Genomic DNA, 18,151 nt, shown 5'->3' with positions numbered 1-18,151 from the left:
GTCAGCCACTCCTTGGCCAACTGCAATATAAAATAGTTCGCTAGCGTTTACGCCAAGCCTGGGTGCGCTTCTCGAATAACTTGTTGATTAACATATGAATCAACTTCGCGCTCGCTGCCGATATCATGATCATCACCGCCATGGCTGCTGCTGCACCCGTTTGTCCCGCATCATCCATATTCAGTACTGAAACTGACGCAGGTATCGTATCGGTAGAATACAAGAATACTACCGCAGATGTCGTGGTAAGTGCATTAATAAACAGGTATGTCGCAATATCTAAAATCGCAGGCAAACAAACCGGCACTGTCACTTTAAAGAACAGCTTGTATTGCGGTAGGTTAACCGAAGCCGCCGTCGCTTCTATTTCCTCAGGCAGCTGTTTTAATGCGGTTAACGCTGTCATGTGGCCGACTGTGTAGTAGTGAACCACCGTATTAATCACCAAGAACGCCATCGTGCCATATAAGAAGTTTAGTGGGTTACTCAAATCATTAAAGTAGAAGATATACCCCAAACCCAACACCATACCCGGAACGGCCATCGGTACCACACTGAGCATCTGCATTGCTTGACGAACAGGACCAAATGCTCTGCCCTTCTCAATGCAGTACGCGCCTAAGAAAATCAATACGGTACCGATAATCGCAGTCCAAGAGCCGAGGGTTAAAGAGTTGAAAAATGGCGTCCAACCATAAGTACTCATCTCTGCGAAGTTATAGTTATTTAGCGTTAGCGTTTTATTCCAAGGCCAGAAAGTGACCATAGATCCGTATATCGCCATGCCTAGCACGATAACAACAGCCACTGAAATTACGGTGCAATAGAGTAAACACACGCCATCACGTAGAGTGTTTGGCTCTGGTTGGTAAGCGACGGAGCGAGTATCAAACAAGCTCTTTTGTTTCTTTTGAACCCAGCGGTCAACGGTAAACGCAAGCAACGCAGGCAATAGCAATAGGATGCTAGTCACCGCGCCCATAGAGAAATTCTGTTGCCCTACTACCTGCTTAAAGATATCGGTAGACAGAACGTTGTAGCTACCACCGATCACTTTTGGCACACCAAAATCACAAACCACCAGCGTAAACACAACGATCAAGGTACTTATCAAACCGTATTTTGCCGCAGGTAACGTCACCATGAAGAAGGTTTTTAGCGATGAAGTATTGAGTGCACGTGCCGCCTCATAAAGGCGAGCGTCAGAGGTTCTCAATGAAGTAGTTAAAATCATTAAGGCGTGTGGAAACGTCCAGAATATCAGGCCCAGTGAGATACCAATCAAGCCGTACACCGAGTTACCACCTAAGACTTCTTTAGCGATACCTTGATTACCAAATAAGAAGATCAAACTGATCGCTGGAAGCAATGAAGGAGCCAGAATAGGCGCTGAACCTAGCACTTGAAAAAGCCCCTTAAAAGGCATGCATGAACGAGTCAAAGCATAGGCATAACCAAACGCTAGTACCCCCACGACAACGGTCACTAACAACCCAAGCGTGAACGTATTGCCTACCGACTGCCACAGGCTTTGAGAAGCAAAATACGTTGCGAAATTCTGTAATCCTACAAATTCTCCGTCTGCATTCTGAACGCTTTTTTTCAACATTGCCCACAGTGGCATCAGGATAAACAGCGTCATGAACACAGACAAAAAGGCCAACAGCCCAAATAGGATTACGTTGTCTTTACTTAATCGAGCAAGAAAAGGCTGTACTCGTCGTTGAATTAGCAGCTTAGATTGCATCATTTGAGTCGATTCCATGATTATTTACGCCGCCTCGTCTTTCATCACTTGCAGGCTTTTCGATGGGTAAGCTCTAAGGCCTTCTTGGTCAAACGCCACATAACGAATATCACTGCGACGCAGCTTCAATCGATTGAACTCTTTGACTGATACATCAACGATGATCTCTTTCGCCGTGGAGTCATGTTGCAATTGACACTCAACACGATAAAACGCCCCTAAGAATTCGCTTGATACGATTCTCACGGGTAATGACTCACTAAAACGATCCACAAACTGGATTTGCTCTGGACGAACGGCAATATCGAAAACATCACCAAGTTTTGGCGTGAGGTTATCTAAACCCGGCAACGGTAACATCGACTCAGCAATACGTATCTTGCCTTGCGCTGCGACAGAAGCTTGAATGAAGTTCATGCTGCCAACAAACTCAGCCACAAAACGACTGACGGGTTTTTGGTAGATCTCTTGTGGGGCACCTACTTGCTCAATGACACCATGGTTCATCACCACAATTCGGTCTGCCATCGTTAAGGCTTCATCTTGGTCGTGCGTCACCATGATAGTGGTGATACCCAACTTGCGTTGCAGTTGGCAGATCTCGTCACGCAGATGTGTTCTTACCTTCGCATCCAACGCAGACAGCGGTTCATCTAGTAGCAACAAGCCTGGAGACAACGCTAATGCGCGAGCCAGAGCAACACGCTGCTGTTGTCCACCAGATAGCTGATTTGGGTATTTCTGACCAGACGTTGGTAAGCCGATGGTCTCTAACCAAGACTCAACCGTCTCAAGGGCTTCTTTGGTCGACATGCCTTGGTTTTTTAGACCAATCGCTATGTTTTCTTCCACAGTGAGATTTGGAAACAAAGCGTAAGATTGGAACACGATACCAAAGTCGCGCTTTTCTGGTGGCAAGAAAGTCGTATCATTACCGTTCTGCTCAATAGAACCTGAAGTTGGCAAGTCTAGACCTGCAATCGCACGTAATAAGGTGGTTTTTCCACAGCCGGACGGGCCAAGAAAGCAGACGAACTCGCCTTTATCTATCGATAGGGAGATGTCTTTTAACGCTGTAAATTGGCCAAATTGCTTTACAACGTTTTCAATATTCAAATAAGTTTGGTTGCTCATACTACAGCACTCTCCATATGGTATATACCAAATTTAAACTGAGAATATTGCAGTTGAGTGACAAATTTATAGAAGCTAAATGACAGTTATATTGCAGAAATAATAAGCGTTAAAGATTGCTATTTAATCGGCATTAAAAGTTAGTTCAGAAAGCCCTCAATGACTAGCCCATTAGTCACTGAGAGCCTTAGTGTGTACCTCTAATTTAAATCTTATTTATGATTCAACCTTGTCGGCTTTACCTGCCGCACCCGCGAGCTTTGCCAATTGCTTATCCAGCCACAATGGCGTGTTACCAGAATCTTCCGCGTTCTCTTTTCTTCGAACAGCATCTCTAACCATCATTGCCCCAACCCAACGGAATGGCTCTGGCGGGAAATAGCCTCGTGGACCGCTAGTTAAACCACTACGTGTCCATTCGTTATCATCTCCTAACACCATTGAAGACAAAATTTTGCCTCCCATGCGAGTTTGAGCCACACCATTACCTGAGTAACCGAGCCCATAATAAATGTTGCTTTGGCCTTTTAGATTACCGAAAAATGGCAATCCAGTGACCGAACGATCTGAGCCGCCAGACCAGTTGTAATCGAATTCACTTTGTTCCAATTTAGGGAACAGTTTTTGAAACGATTGATTGAGAATCGGCAGGTAGTTAGTGGTTTGGTTAAACATGCTTTCAACTTGATTGGCAAACGAGAACTTATTACCGCCTTTACCCAACATGAGTCGTCCGTCCTGGGTATCTCGGTAATAGTGGACAAAGATACGCGAATCTACCACCGCTGCCCCTTTCTCTGGACCAAACTGCTTGAGCTTTTCAGGAATAGGCTTGGTCACCACCATATCTGAAGAAACAACCACTATGCTGCGTTTGAACTCTTTAAAGTGATCGAGCATCCATGCATTGAGCGCTAAGATCACTTTATCGGAAGTTATCGTCCCACCCTCAGTTTGGACGCGAACTGGTGAGCCGTAATCAAGAGAAGTCATCTCTGTATTTTCGTAAATTTCGACACCCAATTCGATCGCAACTCGGCGTAAGTCTCTCGCCAATAACGCTGGCTGCACACTGCCCGCAGCTTCTGAGTAGTAACCCTCAATGTGGCGATCAGATCCCGCTTTATCAGCCAAAGAATTGTCGCACTTCTTCCAGCTATTGATACCCTGCTTAACCAGCTCATTAACAACAGGCTCCATTCCACCCTTTTGAGCTTCATTGGTCGCCGTGTAGTAAGTTCCGCTGCGATATAGATGCGCGTCAATGTTGTGTTCGTTACAGAAGGCTTCGATCTCGTATATAACCTTTTCCGACTCCTTAACCAACCATTTCGCTTGTTCTTTTCCGTAGAGCTTTTTCAGCGTTGGATACTTAGTTGACCACGTCAACATGCAACCGCCGTTCGCACCAGAAGCACCGCTACCACATAGGCCTTTTTCAATCACGACAACATGCTTTTCGGGTTGCTGTTGTTTGATTAAAATCGCCGTCCATAAACCCGTATAGCCACCGCCAACAATGGCGATATCACAGTTGACGTCTTTTTGGAGCGACTTCGCCGAATCTAGCCCCTCATTGATGTTGCCAAACTCTTGTTCTAACGCTTGCTTGAACCAATATGAGTAGTGCTTTGTCATTTGTTGTACCTTACTTAAAACCTAAAGGCGTAAAACTAAAAAAGGAAGACCGAAGCCTTCCTTTACTGATTTCTAACTTCTAATGAGCTGCATACCTAATGGACTACGTGTCTAATAAACCATGTGTCGAATAAACTCTGTAATCTAATAAGCTCAGTAGATAATTAACTAAGTAGCCAATAACTAACTAGCTCAGCAGATTAAGATTTTGGCTCTGATTTAGCGTCAAACTTCTCAGACCATGTTTTAAGAACATCTGCACGTTCACTGCCCATACGAGCGAAGTCCATTTTTGCCATGTTCTTCTCTACGTTCGGGAAGTTCTCTGCTTTACCTGTTACATCTTGGTGACCAACAACTGGGTACATTTCGATGTAAAGTTCATTTGCTGCTTTAGAGATAGACCAATCGATAACACGTTGTGCTGCATCAGAAGGCTTAACAAGGCCTACCGCTTCAGATTCCCAGCCGATGCCTTCAGGCGTAATCACTGAAAGTGGAGCGCCTTGAGTTTTCAGCTTCGCACCGCGGCTCGCCATAGAAATACCGATCGCCACTTCACCCATACCCGCTTGAACACATGGCTTCGAACCTGAGTGCGTGTAGTGAGCAATGTTTTGGTCTAGCTTCTGCATGTAGTTCCAACCTTGGTCTTCACCCATGTTTTGTAACCAAGCTGAAACCTGCATGTAGCCCGTACCAGAAGACGCTGGGTTTGGCATCGCAATGTGACCTTTATAGATAGGCTTCGTTAGGTCATCCCAAGATTTAGGTGCAGGCAAATTAAGTTGCTTAGCCACCACTTCGTTGAAACAAACCGCATTGAAGAATGCGTCATTGCCGTACCAAGCTTGAGTAGATTGCGGATCGTTGAGGTTTGAACGCAGAGCTTCTACACCTTGAGGCGTATAAGGTTTCAGGATGCCCTCTTCTTTAAGCAGTGCCATTGAAGAACCAGCAAGTCCCCAAACTACCTCTGCGCGCGGGTTGTTTTTCTCGGCCAATAATTTTGCCGTCATGATCCCAGTTGAATCACGTACCCACTTGATGTTGATGTCTGGGTTTTCACTTTCAAATGCGTTCTTGTATTTCGCCAAAATGTCAGTTTCAAAAGCGGTGTAAACCGTCACTTCCTGTGCTGCATAAGCGTTACCAGCTAATAGAGTTACTAAAGCTGCAAGTGATCCTTTCATAAAACGGTTTTTCATCATTTTCTCCAGTCAGGCTCAACTCTAAAGTGAGAAGTTGCCAAAATTAAAAGTTATCAAGGGTTAAAGCTGCCTAGGTTTGGAAGCAACCAAGGTTTAACGTTTCTAAAATTAGAAGCCTCATCAAGAGGCGCCTATATCCATAAATTCATTTAGGTTGTTAGTACGCACCCTCTCATTGGTATGTACCAGATGACGAGTATTAACCTAATCGACTTTTATGACGGTTAAATGAACAAAAAATGGCAATTTAAAGATCGGAAAATTTCTCAACACAAGTGACAAATTTGAATATGAAGCTTTTGTTAAAATAACGTTTGGGCTATTTACGACCGTTTAAATTGGTTGTTAAAGTAACTGCAAATATTGGTATAGTCCAAAATACAAATCACGAGAATTGAACATGAGAAACGAATACCTACTACTGACACCGGGTCCTCTATCTACTTCTGAAACCGTTCGCCAAGCGATGCTAAAAGATTGGTGTACTTGGGATGATGAATACAACAAAGACGTTGTTGAAGTGATTCGTAGCAAGCTAGTGACTTTGGCGACTAAGCAAACGGGTTATACGAGCGTACTAATGCAAGGTAGCGGCACCGCTTCAGTTGAAGCAACAATCGGTAGCGTTATCTCTAAAAGCGGCAAGCTTCTTGTTGTTGACAACGGTGCGTATGGTGCTCGTATTGCTCAAATCTCAGAATACTTAAACATTCCATGCCATGTCGTTTCCCCAGGTGAAACATCACAACCTGACTTGAACGAAATGGAAACGGCATTGGCCATGGATTCAGACATTACTCACGTAGCGATTGTGCACTGTGAGACCACTACGGGTATGCTGAATCCAATCGAAGACATCGCCAAATTGGCAAAGCAGCACAACAAAACCGTCATTCTAGATGCAATGTCGAGTTTTGGTGGCATCCCTATGGATATAGCCGACTTAGGTATCGATTACATGATCAGCTCGGCAAACAAGTGTATTCAAGGTGTACCTGGATTCGGCTTTGTTATTGCGAAGCAATCGGAACTGGAAAAATGCAAAGGCCAAGCTCGTTCATTAAGCCTTGACCTGTTTGACCAATGGCACTGCATGGAAAGCAACCATGGTAAATGGCGCTTCACCTCTCCAACTCATACAGTGCGTGCTTTCTACCAAGCTCTACTTGAATTGGAGCAAGAAGGTGGCATCGAAGCTCGTCATAGTCGCTACCAAACCAACCAAACCACATTGGTTGCAGGTATGCGTTCTCTTGGCTTTGAACCACTGCTTAATGATGGTCTTCATTCACCTATCATCACCTCTTTCTATTCTCCAACTCATAGCGATTACCAATTCAAGGAATTCTATGACCGTTTGAAAGAGCAAAGATTTGTGATTTACCCGGGCAAGGTTTCAAACGCAGACTGCTTCCGTATCGGTAACATCGGTGAAGTTTACCCGTCAGACATTGAAGCTCTCATTGGCGCGGTGAAAAACGCTATGTACTGGGACATCAAATAATGACGACGACCAATCAAGAGCCGATTCTAAAGGCCACACACTTTCGAAGCGAAGGCGATGTGAACACCACGCCTGCACGCGAAAAATGGAACGAATCGCTAAACGATGATGCGACTCAAGCAATGTTAAAGCGTGACTCTGACGTGTTTCTTCATCAAGCCATGTCAACACCTTGCCTAGACACACTTGAAGCAGCCGAAGGCATCTACATTCAAGATGCGACTTGCAAGAAGTACATGGACTTTCACGGCAACAATGTTCATCAACTAGGCTATGGTCATCCCCACATCATCAATAAAGTGACTCAGCAAATGGCGTCATTGCCGTTTTCACCACGTCGCTTCACCAATGAGACTGCCGTTCAGTGCGCTGAAAAACTCACACAGATCTGCGGTGGTGATTTGAATCGCGTGTTGTTTGCTCCGGGTGGTACATCGGTGATCGGCATGGCACTCAAACTGGCTCGACATGTCACCAACAACTTCAAAGTAGTGTCGCTATGGGATTCATTCCATGGCGCGTCACTGGATGCAATCTCTGTCGGCGGTGAAGCCTGTTTTCGCGAGGGTATGGGGCCGTTAATGGCTGGCGTAGAACGTATCCCACCAGCAGTCTCTTATCGTGGTGCTTTCCCGCTTAATGACTCTTTATCGTTTCGCGGGCAAAACTCCGGCGATGCGAACGATACCGCATGTGATGTACATTATGCGGATTACCTAGAGTACGTGATTGAAAAAGAAGGCGGTATTGGCGCCTTCATCGCAGAAGCGGTTCGTAACACCGACGTTCAAGTGCCAAGTAAGGCTTATTGGAAGCGTATCCGTGAGATCTGTGACAAACACAACGTCATGTTGATCATCGACGACATCCCAAATGGCATGGGTCGTAGTGGCGAATGGTTTACTCACCAAGCGTTTGATCTCGAACCTGACATTCTATGTATCGGTAAAGGTTTTGGCGGCGGCTTAGTACCAATCGCAGCCATGATCACTAAAGACAAATACAACACGGCAGCGCAAGTATCTCTTGGTCACTACACCCACGAAAAAAGCCCAATTGGTTGCGCGGCAGCACTCGCCACCATGGAAGTGATTGAGCAAGAAAACCTACTTGAAAAAGTACAAGCGGACAGCGCATTCGTGCGCGAACAGTTGCTTCAAATGAAAGAGAAGTACCCAATCATTGGTGACGTTCGCGGCATCGGCCTGCTCTGGGGGGTGGAATTGGTCACCGATCATATCACCAAAACCCGAGCTTTCGATGAAGCTGAAGCCGTACTTTACCAATGTCTAAACGATGGCCTGAGTTTCAAGGTGTCACAAGGTAATGTGATTCAGTTGAGCCCACCATTGATCATCAGCCGCAGCGAACTAGAAGTCGCTCTGTCTGTATTCGAAAAAGCGATAGCAAAAGTCTGCAAAGACTTTGAATACCTTTAAACCATCATTTAACCAATAACTTAAAACAATCATTCATCTCCCAGAACAACCTGAGCCGGGAGAGAACAGAAATAGGACACGACTATGAACACAACATCACCTATCCAAGCGGTTATCTTTGACTGGGCCGGCACTATCGTTGATTTTGGGTCATTTGCTCCAACCAGTATTTTCGTTGAAGCATTCAGACAAGGTTTCGACTTTGATATCGACTTAGCAGAAGCGCGTGAACCTATGGGGATCGGCAAATGGGACCACATCCAAGCAGTTGGTCGAATTCCAGCCGTTGACGCTCGTTGGAAGGCTCAATTCGGACGCTCCATGACAAGTGAAGATGTTGACGCGATCTACGCGGCATTCATGCCTCTTCAAAAAGCGAAAGTAGCCGATCACGCAGCTCCAATTTTAAACGCGATAGAAGTGGTCAATAACTTAAAAGAGAAGAACGTGAAGATCGGGTCTTGTTCAGGTTACCCACGTGAAGTGATGGATGTGCTAATCCCTGCGGCTGCAGATTACGGTTACCACCCTGACAACATCGTAGCAACCGATGACCTACCTCAAGGCGGTCGCCCTGCTCCATTTATGGCACTTAAAAACGTAATCGACCTTGGCGTAACCAGCGTTTCAGCGTGTGTGAAAGTAGATGATGCAGCACCTGGTATCGATGAAGGTCACAACGCAGGCATGTGGACAGTTGGACTTGTATTATCGGGTAACGAAGCAGGCTTAACATACCAAGAATATTTAGATGCAGACGAGACAACACTTACCGCTGCACGTGAAAAAGCAAGCGTTAAGCTAAAAAAATCAAACCCGCACTACCTGATCGATACCATTGCAGACCTACCTGGAGTGATTGCAGATATCGAAAAGCGTTTGTTAGCCGGTGAGCGCCCGTAACAGCTAAAGCTCCGCTCCACCCTACAACTCAGACTATGTAGCCATATAATCCGTTCACACAAAAAGATGAAACCTCGTACCGCCTTAAAATGATACGAGGTTTCATTGTTTCCAACATTTAAGACAACAATTGATCAACAAAAAAGCTATAAATAGCGCTTTGAAAACTATGAATACCAACAATCTGATTGACTATCATACGCAATCAGACTAACAATATATTAGTAGTACTTTAAAAGCTCTACCTGAATCAACGCCTTGATTTACTTACGGTCGCAGTGTCTTAGCCAGTAAGTTATCGCTTTACAGGTCAGTTCAGATAACAATAAAAATTAATCCAAGGATAAGATTATGAAAAAACTTTCTAAAATCATGTGTGCTGTCGTCGCAGCTTCCGGCTTAGCGGCAGCTCCTTCTATTGCTGCAACCACTTATGTTGGTGCAAAAGTGGGCATGGGTTGGCTAGATAGCGCATGCGTAAGCGGTGAAAAGTGTGATGATGATGCAATTGGTGCAGGGATATACTCTGGCTATAACTTCACTGACAGACTAGGTATCGAGTTAAGTTCTGATTTCTTAGGTGACTACAATACAAGCTTTTCCAAAAATGGGGTTACAAGTAACTTTAGCGACCCTCTAATCGCTATCTCACTAACGCCAATGTACCGTCTACCAGTACAACAAGAGTTCGATGTATTCTTCAAAGCTGGCCCAGCTTACATCTCCCACGGCGGTGAAACAGACGTTGTTCTTTCAGCCGGTATCGGTCTAGAGAAACAACTTTCCTCAGATTGGGCTGTTCGTGTTGAATACCAATACTTCGATGATTTCGATGACAACTATGTTCAAGACTTAAACTCTAACTTTGTTACCGTTGGCCTTAGCTACAACTTTGGTACAGGTAACACAACGGCTTCAGCAGCAGCCGCTTCTGCAGCCGTTGTAACACAGGCTCCTGCAGAGCCAATTGCCGAACCAGAAGTCGTTGTTGTTGAAGAAGAAGTTGTGGTTACTAAAGCGAAAACTGAAAGCTTCTCTCAAGGTATGTTTGAGACAAACAGCACTGAATTATCTTCAGAAGGCAAATCTGCATTAATGCCATTAGTTGAAGTACTGCAAGCTCACCCTCAATCATCAGTTAATGTTGTTGGTCACACTGATTCAACAGGTGCGGCAGAGTACAACATGATGATCTCTAAGAAGCGTGCTGCTGCTGTAGCCGCATACATTGAAGAGCAAGGCATTGAAGCGGACCGCATTACAGCTTCAGGTGAAGGGGAAGAAAACCCTGTAGCATCAAACGCTACAGCTGAAGGTCGTGCGCAAAACCGTCGTGTTGACGCAACGATCCCAAGCTTCGAATACCAAGAAAAAGCGCAAATGGAAGAAGTTATCGTAGAAACTGCTGAATAATAGCACTCTACCTTAATTAAAATAATAAGGGCGGAGCACTTTCAAGTGCTCCGCCCTTTCCTTTATCAGGCTCTCCCCATATGCCGTCAGCTATAAGTAGAAGCCGTAAAAATCAGTCTACCGCCAAGCTGTACAATCAGAGACTAGACTATTTCCCAGCTGTGGGTCATCTCTACACCAGCACCCAGCATTAAGCATACTGAACAGTACTTTTCTAATGAATCCGCACAGACCTTAGCTACAAGCTCGGGATCAAGATCATCACCAGTCACTTCAAAATGAATATTAATTGCAGTGAAAATTTTTGGTGCCGTTTCACGACGTGTCGTTTCAAGTTTTGCATTACAGCCTGTGATGCTTTGGCCTGCAGATTTCAAGCCATCAACCACATCAACAGAGCTACAACCGCCAGCCGCCATTAACACCATTTCCATAGGGCTTGGCGCGGTAGCACCGCCACTGCCATCCATAACGACAGAGTGACCTGATTGAGATTGACCTAGGAATTTAAAGCCTTCGACCCATTTAACTTCTGCTTGCATGTTGTTCCTTAGATGTACGGAAACCGCCATCACTATCTATTATATCAATAATGGACACCCTACTACTGGCAGCATTTATGAGCAAGATTTTCTGTTTGAGATATTTTTTTCATGAATAGTGTAATTTTTTCTATCTAAACCCTGTCTCTATTCGTACATTCAAAATCGAATGAGAAAAACGTCAAGATGAGGTATCTATGAATAAATTATCTAAAATATTGGTATCACTCGTGGTTGCACTACCACTGACTTCGCTATTTGTAAGCCAGACTGGCACTGCCAATACAATGGATAAAGCGATGGATTCAGGTAAAAGTGAAATCGCGACACTGGCTGGTGGTTGTTTTTGGTGTACAGAATCCGACCTAGAAAAACTGACCGGCGTCACCGACGTTATCTCTGGTTATTCCGGTGGTGAATTAGAAAATCCAACCTACAAACAAGTTTCCTCGGGTAAGTCTGGACACATCGAAGTGATCTACGTGACTTACAATCCAGATGTCGTTAGCTATGAGCAGGTACTTGACCAATTCTTCAGACACATCGATCCTACCGATGATAAAGGCTCATTCGTAGATAGAGGTCCTCAATATCGACCTGCTATTTTCTATCATAACCAAGAGCAAAAAGACGTTGCTCAGAATTTCATGATGGAAATAGACAAAGCTCAGATCTTTGGTGAGCCACTAAAAACAGAGCTGATTAAGTTTGAAAAATTCTGGCCATCAGAAGAATACCATCAAGATTATTACAAGAAGAGCAAGGTTCGTTATAACTACTACCGCTACGCTTCTGGTCGTGATCAGTACCTAGATAAAATCTTCGGTGATGATAGAAAAGAAAATCCGAAAACGATCCGCCAAATCATCGATGACAAAAATGCGACAGCTAATGCTAAAACATACACCAAGCCGTCTGATGCAGAGATCAAAGCATCTCTAACTTCACTGCAATACGATGTCACACAAGACGACGCAACAGAGCGCCCATTTGACAACAAATACTGGGATAACAAGCAAGAAGGTATTTACGTTGATATCGTAACGGGTGAACCTTTGTTCTCTTCAAAAGACAAATACAAGTCAGGTACAGGTTGGCCGAGCTTTACACAACCAATCAGCGAAGCTTATGTGGTAACAACTACTGACTACAAGCTACTTTACCCAAGAACAGAGGTTCGTAGTAAATTTGGTGACTCTCACCTAGGGCATGTATTTAAAGATGGTCCAAAGCCAACAGGTTTACGCTACTGCATGAATTCAGCCGCTATGCGCTTTATCCCAGCAGATAAATTGGCTGAGGAAGGCTACGAAGAATATATGGAAATGTTCGAAGGCTAAGTGCTAAGTGCTAAGTGCTAAGAAATTAGTGCGGCACCTATACCAACAAAGCCAGCATATTCGCTGGCTTTGTTTTTCTAACGCACTAACAAGAAGGGTTAACTTAGCCTGTTAACCTTATTAACCTGTTAGCACCGTATCTTCTGGGTATTTCAACAAAGAAGGTTCTGGACGAGCTAACATGTACGCCAAAGTGAGAGGACCAATACGTCCGATTACCATCACCACAATCATAATGTATTTGCCCGGCTCAGTGAGATTTGCAGTGAGTCCCGCTGTTAGACCGACGGTTGCAAAAGCAGAAATCACTTCAAACATCACGCGGTCAAACGCGGCCTTTTCAGTAAGCATTAACAAAAACATTGCGGTGGTTAACAGTGCTCCACTTACCACAATAATGGCCAATGACTTTGTTACCGCTTGCCAGGTCACAGTACGTTTAAACATCACTACATGCTTTTTCTGACGTAAGAAGGTCCAAGTTGCAACAAACGCAACCGCGAAAGTCGAGACCTTAATACCACCACCAGTGGAAGTTGAACCAGCACCAATCAACATCAGTACAATCATTACCAACAATGCAGGCTGGGTGTATTGAGACAAATCGACACTATTGAAACCAGCAGTACGAGCACTCGCAGACTGGAAAAATGCCGCTAACCACTGACCTTGCACCGATAAACCTTCCATAGTCGCTGAGTTATTCCTCTCCAACAGCCAAAACAATACCGTACCAACCAACAACAGCGCTGGTGTTGCAGTTAGCATTATCTTGGTATGTAAATGTAGGTGTCGAAAACCTTTACGCCAGTTACTCGATAAGTCGCCGACGACTGTAAAACCAAGTCCACCAAAAATAAACAAACCTGCTAATGTAAATATCACCAAAGGATCATCAACAAAACTCATCATACTGTCTGAGAACAGCGCGAAACCTGCGTTATTGAATGCAGATATAGCGTGAAAGAGTGCATAAAAGCTTCCCGTTGCCCATCCCATTTCTGGAACCCAACGGAAACAGAGCAACACAAACCCAACAAACTCCGCCACCAATGCAAAGATGATGATCTTCTTCACTAACTTACGAAGGTTAATCTTACGATCTTGTCCAAGTGCTTCTTTTGCCAATGCTTGTTGTTTAAGGCTTAATCGGACACCAAACATATAGAGCAGTACCGCAGACAGGGTCATCTGCCCTAACCCACCCACTTGCATCAAGAACATCAGTAAGATTTTTCCTGCCAAGGTGAAGTGCTGACCAGTATCGACAACACCTAAACCTGTCACACTGATCGCTGACGTGGCAGTAAACAGTGCATCCGTAAAGCTTAGCCCTGTCACCGAGAACACAGGCAGCGTCAGCAAGATTGCTGAGGGGATAAGAACACCTAAGAAGCTCGTAAGGATAATCTTAGGTTCAGAGCCTTTGCGTGGCTTCTTATCACTTTTAAGGGTGTAGAAAGTACCTCTTCGTTTTACCGAATTCATACTGTTACCTTACTTACTGATTGCCAATTACCAATTGCGTAGCTTTCTAGATAAAGTCTCTTTCGGCCCAGCGATGATCACCACATCCCCAATTTCTAAACTCACATCCAGTTCTGGTGCTTTCGTTAAATTCGGGCCTCGCTTAAAGCCAAGTACCTCAACACCATTTTCTTTACACAGATTAAGGTCACCAAGTTTCTTACCCAACAAATTAGAACCAATAACGATTTCCGTCATCGCTAAGCCACTGCCAAGGTCGATAAACTCAAGAACGCGTCTATCCAACATTTTACGCGCGACACGAATACCCATGTCTCGCTCGGGCATAATGATGTGGTCGGCACCAATCTTAGAGAGAATCTTGCCGTGGAACTTATCATTCGCCTTCACCCAGACTGCTTTTGCGCCTGACTCTTTAACGACCAACGTTGTGAGAATACTGGAATTAACGTCAGAGCCTATCGACACCATCACCATGTCGTATTCATCGAGCCTTAACTCTTTAACTGTCTCTTCGCTTGTACAGTTCGCAACAATCGCTTGAGAAACAAAAGCCGCCGCATCTTTCACTCGCTCTTCATCAATATCAACGGCGAGTACCTGTGAGCCTGAACTTTGTAGCTCTTTACAGACTGAGAGACCAAAACGTCCCAAGCCAATAACTGCATATTGTTTGTCACTCATTTATTACTCCACTTACAAAGCTATGTAGCATCGAAAACAAATAATGAAATTGTCTTCATACAAAAAAACGACTATATATCCATATAGAGATACAATTGTCAGCTAATCGCTTGATTTATAAAGGTAGAGAACAAAAGTGATTTCTGCTAATTTCTAACCCACTATTTCTGCGGCAGTACACACAATGAATGAATTCATAACCCAAGTACAAACCTACATTAACCAGAGCCATAGTGATTGGGCAAACAGCGTCCTATTCATCACTATTGCGAGCTTTCTCGCTTGGGTCGCTTGGCGAATTATCCATAATCGCTTAGAAATTCTGGTTCAGAAAACCCCATTCCACTGGGATGACCTACTGCTAGAGGCGCTAAAAACACCTGTCAGTACATTACTCTGGTGTTGGCCTGCAACTGTCTCTGTGGGGTTAATCCTTCAAGACCAGTTTGGTAATGAAATTAATTGGTTAAAAACACTTAAGCACATATTAATTATCTGTACCTTCGTTTGGTTTACCTTGCGAATGATCACCAACACTGAAGCGTACGTCTTAGAACAAAAAACCAGAGACGAAACCACAGTACAAGCTATCGCTAAAGTCGCTCGCTTGTTCTTTATGGTGATGGGCGGCCTGACCATCATGCAGGCATTTGGTCTGAGCCTATCTGGCTTACTCACCTTCGGTGGTGTGGGTGGCTTAATCGTCGGTTTGGCAGCAAAGGATCTACTGTCGAATTTCTTTGGCGGCATGATGATTTACTTCGACCGTCCTTTTAAAGTCGGTGATTGGATACGCTCACCAGACCGCCAAATCGAAGGTACAGTCGAACGCATTGGTTGGCGCATGACCATCATTCGCACTTTTGATAAGCGACCTTTATACGTGCCAAATTCGGTATTCAGTAACATTGTGGTGGAGAACCCATCAAGAATGTTGAATCGCAGAATCAATGAAACCTTCGGGCTTCGTTATCAAGATGCAGACAAGCTAGCTCTAATTGTTGATGAAGTTAGATCCATGCTCGAAACACACCCTGACATTGATGCCAAGCAGACCTTGATTGTTAACTTTAATAAATTCGGACCATCAACTCTTAACTTCTTTATCTACACCTTCACCAAAACGGTTAACTGGGTGAGGTACCACGAAGTTAAGCAAGATGTCCTGCTGCAGGTGTTGGCGATTATTCATAAGCACAATGCTGATATCGCCTTCCCAACACAAACACTCAAGATCGATCCTCAAGATTTTGGCGAAGCTCAAGGTATGGTCATTTCCAACTCAGAAGGTCATTAAGAAGCAATACCAATGACTTCTAGCTAGTAGTTAAGATCCACAAAAAAGCCCTTACTAGCGATTGCTAATAAGGGCTTTGAATTTTTAGCTGCTTAATGACTGTCTGTAATAATTAGATTACTTGTTACGACGTGCTTCAACAGCATCTGCTAGTTGGCGAAGTACTGTTTCAGTATCTTCCCAACCGATACATGCGTCAGTAACAGATTGGCCGTAGGTTGCAGCTTTGCCATCAACAAGATCTTGGCGACCTTCAACTAGGTGAGACTCAATCATCACACCAAAGATAGCTTTGTCACCGCCGGAGATCTGTGCACTTACGTCATCAGAAACGTTCATTTGGCGTTTGAACTGCTTTGAGCTATTCGCGTGGCTGAAGTCAATCATCACCTTCTGTGGAAGGCCTGAAGCTTCTAGCTCTTCTTTAATCTTGCCAACGTGCTCTGCGCTATAGTTTGGTTCTTTACCACCACGTAGGATGATATGACAATCAGGGTTACCTGCGGTTTCAACGATAGCTGAGTGGCCGTATTTAGTTACCGACAAGAAGTGGTGAGAAGCGCTAGCAGAGCGAATTGCATCTGTTGCGATCTTGATGTTGCCATCCGTACCATTCTTGAAGCCAACTGGGCAAGATAGGCCTGAAGCCAGTTCGCGGTGAACTTGAGATTCTGTAGTACGTGCGCCAATTGCGCCCCAGCTGATTAGATCTGCAACATATTGCGGCGTAATCATATCTAAGAACTCACTCGCCGTAGGCATTCCCATATCAGTTAGGTCAAGTAGTAGCTTACGCCCTAGGCGAAGACCGTCATTTAGTTTGAACGTGTCGTTCATGTACGGGTCATTGATTAGGCCTTTCCAGCCAACAGTGGTACGTGGTTTTTCAAAGTAAACACGCATTACGATTTCAAGGTTACCGCCTAGTTCGTCGCGTAGCACTTTCAAACGTTTACCGTACTCAAGCGCAGCTTCTGTATCATGAATAGAACATGGGCCAACAATAACAAGTAAGCGATCATCGCTATCTTCTAAAATATTGTGGATCGCTTTGCGGCTTTCAAAGGTTGTAGAAGAAGCAATTTCTGTCGCAGGAAACTTTTCTAAAACAGCAACAGGTGGTAATAACTCTTTTACTTTGTTAATTCTTACATCATCAGTCTGGAACATTGCTTACTTCTTCCTATTTTCTATCCTTGAGGCTGAATGCACGTTATCTCACGTCACTTTCCATCAGCATTTATCTTCTTGTTCCCTGTAACTTAACTAGTAAAAACCACAGTTTCAATCACTAATTAAAAAAAAACGCAATTTATTTTGTGTTTTATATTTAAAACACCCCGTATAACATTATTTACACGCTATCGATTGCGCAGTTATCAGACACAGTAAGAACACAGCTCTTCAAACTATCCTGGCTAGATAATGTCTTACGCAACGATAGATAAAAGCTCTTTACCACACGTACAGTCTTTACAAACGCATACACAAAAAATAGAGAGCTAAAGACTTTTCGTCGTATAGAGAAAAAGTGGGAACTAGCACCATAACTTTAGTTGGGATATTGCTCATCGATAAATAGAACAGATCAAATTTGGCAATTTCTGCGCAGGAACGGTATATGGAGAATTGTACAGGCGAAACAAGAGGAGATGTGACGACGAAAGAAGCGGAAAATAGCTAACTGGTTGATAAGATCTCGGTCGCAACCTTATCTTGGATTCGCTCGTCTTGAGAAGAACCTCAAAGCGATGTGCCCTTCCAATCCAATGGTACAATTTACTTAATAAAGTGGCTTCGGGCTTGTTCAA

At 44.2% G+C, this 18,151-nt stretch carries 14 protein-coding genes; 6 read left to right on the top strand and 8 right to left on the bottom strand.

From position 1 onward, the window contains the following. Positions 1-40: 40 nt before the first annotated feature. From AB4180_RS04400 to AB4180_RS04385, 4 genes are all read right to left on the bottom strand, one after another. Entirely contained in the window at positions 41-1,750 is a 1,710-nt protein-coding gene (locus AB4180_RS04400) for a putative 2-aminoethylphosphonate ABC transporter permease subunit (RefSeq protein WP_372081769.1), read from the bottom strand. Between the two features lie 21 nt (positions 1,751-1,771). Continuing rightward, positions 1,772-2,881 (bottom strand): putative 2-aminoethylphosphonate ABC transporter ATP-binding protein, encoded by a 1,110-nt coding sequence (locus AB4180_RS04395; protein ID WP_004730144.1) that lies wholly within the window; start codon positions 2,879-2,881, stop codon positions 1,772-1,774. A 216-nt stretch (positions 2,882-3,097) separates the two neighbouring features. Continuing rightward, on the bottom strand, positions 3,098-4,519 hold the full coding sequence (locus tag AB4180_RS04390) for an FAD-dependent oxidoreductase (RefSeq protein ID WP_102249353.1): 1,422 nt from the start codon (positions 4,517-4,519) through the stop codon (positions 3,098-3,100). Between the two features lie 200 nt (positions 4,520-4,719). Then, positions 4,720-5,730 (bottom strand): putative 2-aminoethylphosphonate ABC transporter substrate-binding protein, encoded by a 1,011-nt coding sequence (locus AB4180_RS04385; protein WP_017094998.1) that lies wholly within the window; start codon positions 5,728-5,730, stop codon positions 4,720-4,722. A gap of 400 nt (positions 5,731-6,130) precedes the next feature. Between AB4180_RS04385 and phnW the strand changes: the two genes are divergently transcribed. The 4 genes from phnW to AB4180_RS04365 all read left to right on the top strand — a co-directional run bounded on the left by phnW (position 6,131) and on the right by AB4180_RS04365 (position 10,989). Continuing rightward, positions 6,131-7,234: a 2-aminoethylphosphonate--pyruvate transaminase gene (gene phnW, locus AB4180_RS04380; protein WP_102249354.1), complete on the top strand. Its 1,104-nt coding sequence runs from the start codon at positions 6,131-6,133 to the stop codon at positions 7,232-7,234. Beyond that, on the top strand, positions 7,234-8,673 hold the full coding sequence (locus AB4180_RS04375) for an aspartate aminotransferase family protein (RefSeq protein ID WP_102249355.1): 1,440 nt from the start codon (positions 7,234-7,236) through the stop codon (positions 8,671-8,673). Before phnW ends, AB4180_RS04375 begins: the two co-directional genes overlap by 1 nt. An 84-nt stretch (positions 8,674-8,757) precedes the next feature. Beyond that, on the top strand, positions 8,758-9,576 hold the full coding sequence (gene phnX / locus AB4180_RS04370) for a phosphonoacetaldehyde hydrolase (protein WP_102249356.1): 819 nt from the start codon (positions 8,758-8,760) through the stop codon (positions 9,574-9,576). A 351-nt stretch (positions 9,577-9,927) separates the two neighbouring features. After that, positions 9,928-10,989 (top strand): OmpA family protein, encoded by a 1,062-nt coding sequence (locus tag AB4180_RS04365; protein ID WP_102249357.1) that lies wholly within the window; start codon positions 9,928-9,930, stop codon positions 10,987-10,989. A gap of 143 nt (positions 10,990-11,132) precedes the next feature. Here AB4180_RS04365 and AB4180_RS04360 read toward each other — a convergent pair whose 3' ends face one another. After that, positions 11,133-11,531 carry an OsmC family protein gene (locus AB4180_RS04360; protein WP_012600352.1) on the bottom strand — a complete coding sequence of 133 codons (399 nt, stop codon included), beginning with the start codon at positions 11,529-11,531 and terminating at the stop codon, positions 11,133-11,135. A 197-nt stretch (positions 11,532-11,728) separates the two neighbouring features. Between AB4180_RS04360 and msrB the strand changes: the two genes are divergently transcribed. Then, positions 11,729-12,871, top strand: coding sequence for a peptide-methionine (R)-S-oxide reductase MsrB (gene msrB, locus AB4180_RS04355; RefSeq protein ID WP_102249358.1), 1,143 nt, complete (start codon positions 11,729-11,731; stop codon positions 12,869-12,871). A 120-nt stretch (positions 12,872-12,991) separates the two neighbouring features. On the opposite strand, the gene AB4180_RS04350 is transcribed toward msrB, so the two are convergent. Then, entirely contained in the window at positions 12,992-14,359 is a 1,368-nt protein-coding gene (locus AB4180_RS04350; protein ID WP_102249359.1) for a TrkH family potassium uptake protein, read from the bottom strand. Between the two features lie 27 nt (positions 14,360-14,386). Then, positions 14,387-15,043: a TrkA family potassium uptake protein gene (locus AB4180_RS04345; RefSeq protein ID WP_102249360.1), complete on the bottom strand. Its 657-nt coding sequence runs from the start codon at positions 15,041-15,043 to the stop codon at positions 14,387-14,389. 184 nt (positions 15,044-15,227) lie between these two features. Between AB4180_RS04345 and AB4180_RS04340 the strand changes: the two genes are divergently transcribed. Then, a complete protein-coding gene (locus AB4180_RS04340; protein ID WP_102249361.1) occupies positions 15,228-16,340 on the top strand; it encodes a mechanosensitive ion channel family protein in 1,113 nt (370 codons plus the stop codon). Positions 16,341-16,457: 117 nt separating this feature from the next. Here AB4180_RS04340 and aroG read toward each other — a convergent pair whose 3' ends face one another. Continuing rightward, positions 16,458-17,510, bottom strand: coding sequence for a 3-deoxy-7-phosphoheptulonate synthase AroG (aroG, locus tag AB4180_RS04335; protein WP_102249362.1), 1,053 nt, complete (start codon positions 17,508-17,510; stop codon positions 16,458-16,460). Between the last annotated feature and the right edge of the window lie 641 nt (positions 17,511-18,151).

The sequence above is a fragment of the Vibrio sp. 10N.286.49.C3 genome (assembly GCF_041469545.1).
Lineage (GTDB): Bacteria > Pseudomonadota > Gammaproteobacteria > Enterobacterales > Vibrionaceae > Vibrio > Vibrio tasmaniensis_A.
This window is presented reverse-complemented; position numbering and strand designations above follow the sequence as displayed.

What these genes read in the sequence shown, in the direction of transcription:
- AB4180_RS04400 (WP_372081769.1), bottom strand. Translation starts at nt 1,750, where the DNA reads ATGATGCAATCTAAGCTGCTAATTCAACGACGAGTACAGCCTTTTCTT.
- AB4180_RS04395 (WP_004730144.1), bottom strand. Translation starts at nt 2,881, where the DNA reads ATGAGCAACCAAACTTATTTGAATATTGAAAACGTTGTAAAGCAATTT.
- AB4180_RS04390 (WP_102249353.1), bottom strand. Translation starts at nt 4,519, where the DNA reads ATGACAAAGCACTACTCATATTGGTTCAAGCAAGCGTTAGAACAAGAG.
- AB4180_RS04385 (WP_017094998.1), bottom strand. Translation starts at nt 5,730, where the DNA reads ATGATGAAAAACCGTTTTATGAAAGGATCACTTGCAGCTTTAGTAACT.
- phnW (WP_102249354.1), top strand. Translation starts at nt 6,131, where the DNA reads ATGAGAAACGAATACCTACTACTGACACCGGGTCCTCTATCTACTTCT.
- AB4180_RS04375 (WP_102249355.1), top strand. Translation starts at nt 7,234, where the DNA reads ATGACGACGACCAATCAAGAGCCGATTCTAAAGGCCACACACTTTCGA.
- phnX (WP_102249356.1), top strand. Translation starts at nt 8,758, where the DNA reads ATGAACACAACATCACCTATCCAAGCGGTTATCTTTGACTGGGCCGGC.
- AB4180_RS04365 (WP_102249357.1), top strand. Translation starts at nt 9,928, where the DNA reads ATGAAAAAACTTTCTAAAATCATGTGTGCTGTCGTCGCAGCTTCCGGC.
- AB4180_RS04360 (WP_012600352.1), bottom strand. Translation starts at nt 11,531, where the DNA reads ATGCAAGCAGAAGTTAAATGGGTCGAAGGCTTTAAATTCCTAGGTCAA.
- msrB (WP_102249358.1), top strand. Translation starts at nt 11,729, where the DNA reads ATGAATAAATTATCTAAAATATTGGTATCACTCGTGGTTGCACTACCA.
- AB4180_RS04350 (WP_102249359.1), bottom strand. Translation starts at nt 14,359, where the DNA reads ATGAATTCGGTAAAACGAAGAGGTACTTTCTACACCCTTAAAAGTGAT.
- AB4180_RS04345 (WP_102249360.1), bottom strand. Translation starts at nt 15,043, where the DNA reads ATGAGTGACAAACAATATGCAGTTATTGGCTTGGGACGTTTTGGTCTC.
- AB4180_RS04340 (WP_102249361.1), top strand. Translation starts at nt 15,228, where the DNA reads ATGAATGAATTCATAACCCAAGTACAAACCTACATTAACCAGAGCCAT.
- aroG (WP_102249362.1), bottom strand. Translation starts at nt 17,510, where the DNA reads ATGTTCCAGACTGATGATGTAAGAATTAACAAAGTAAAAGAGTTATTA.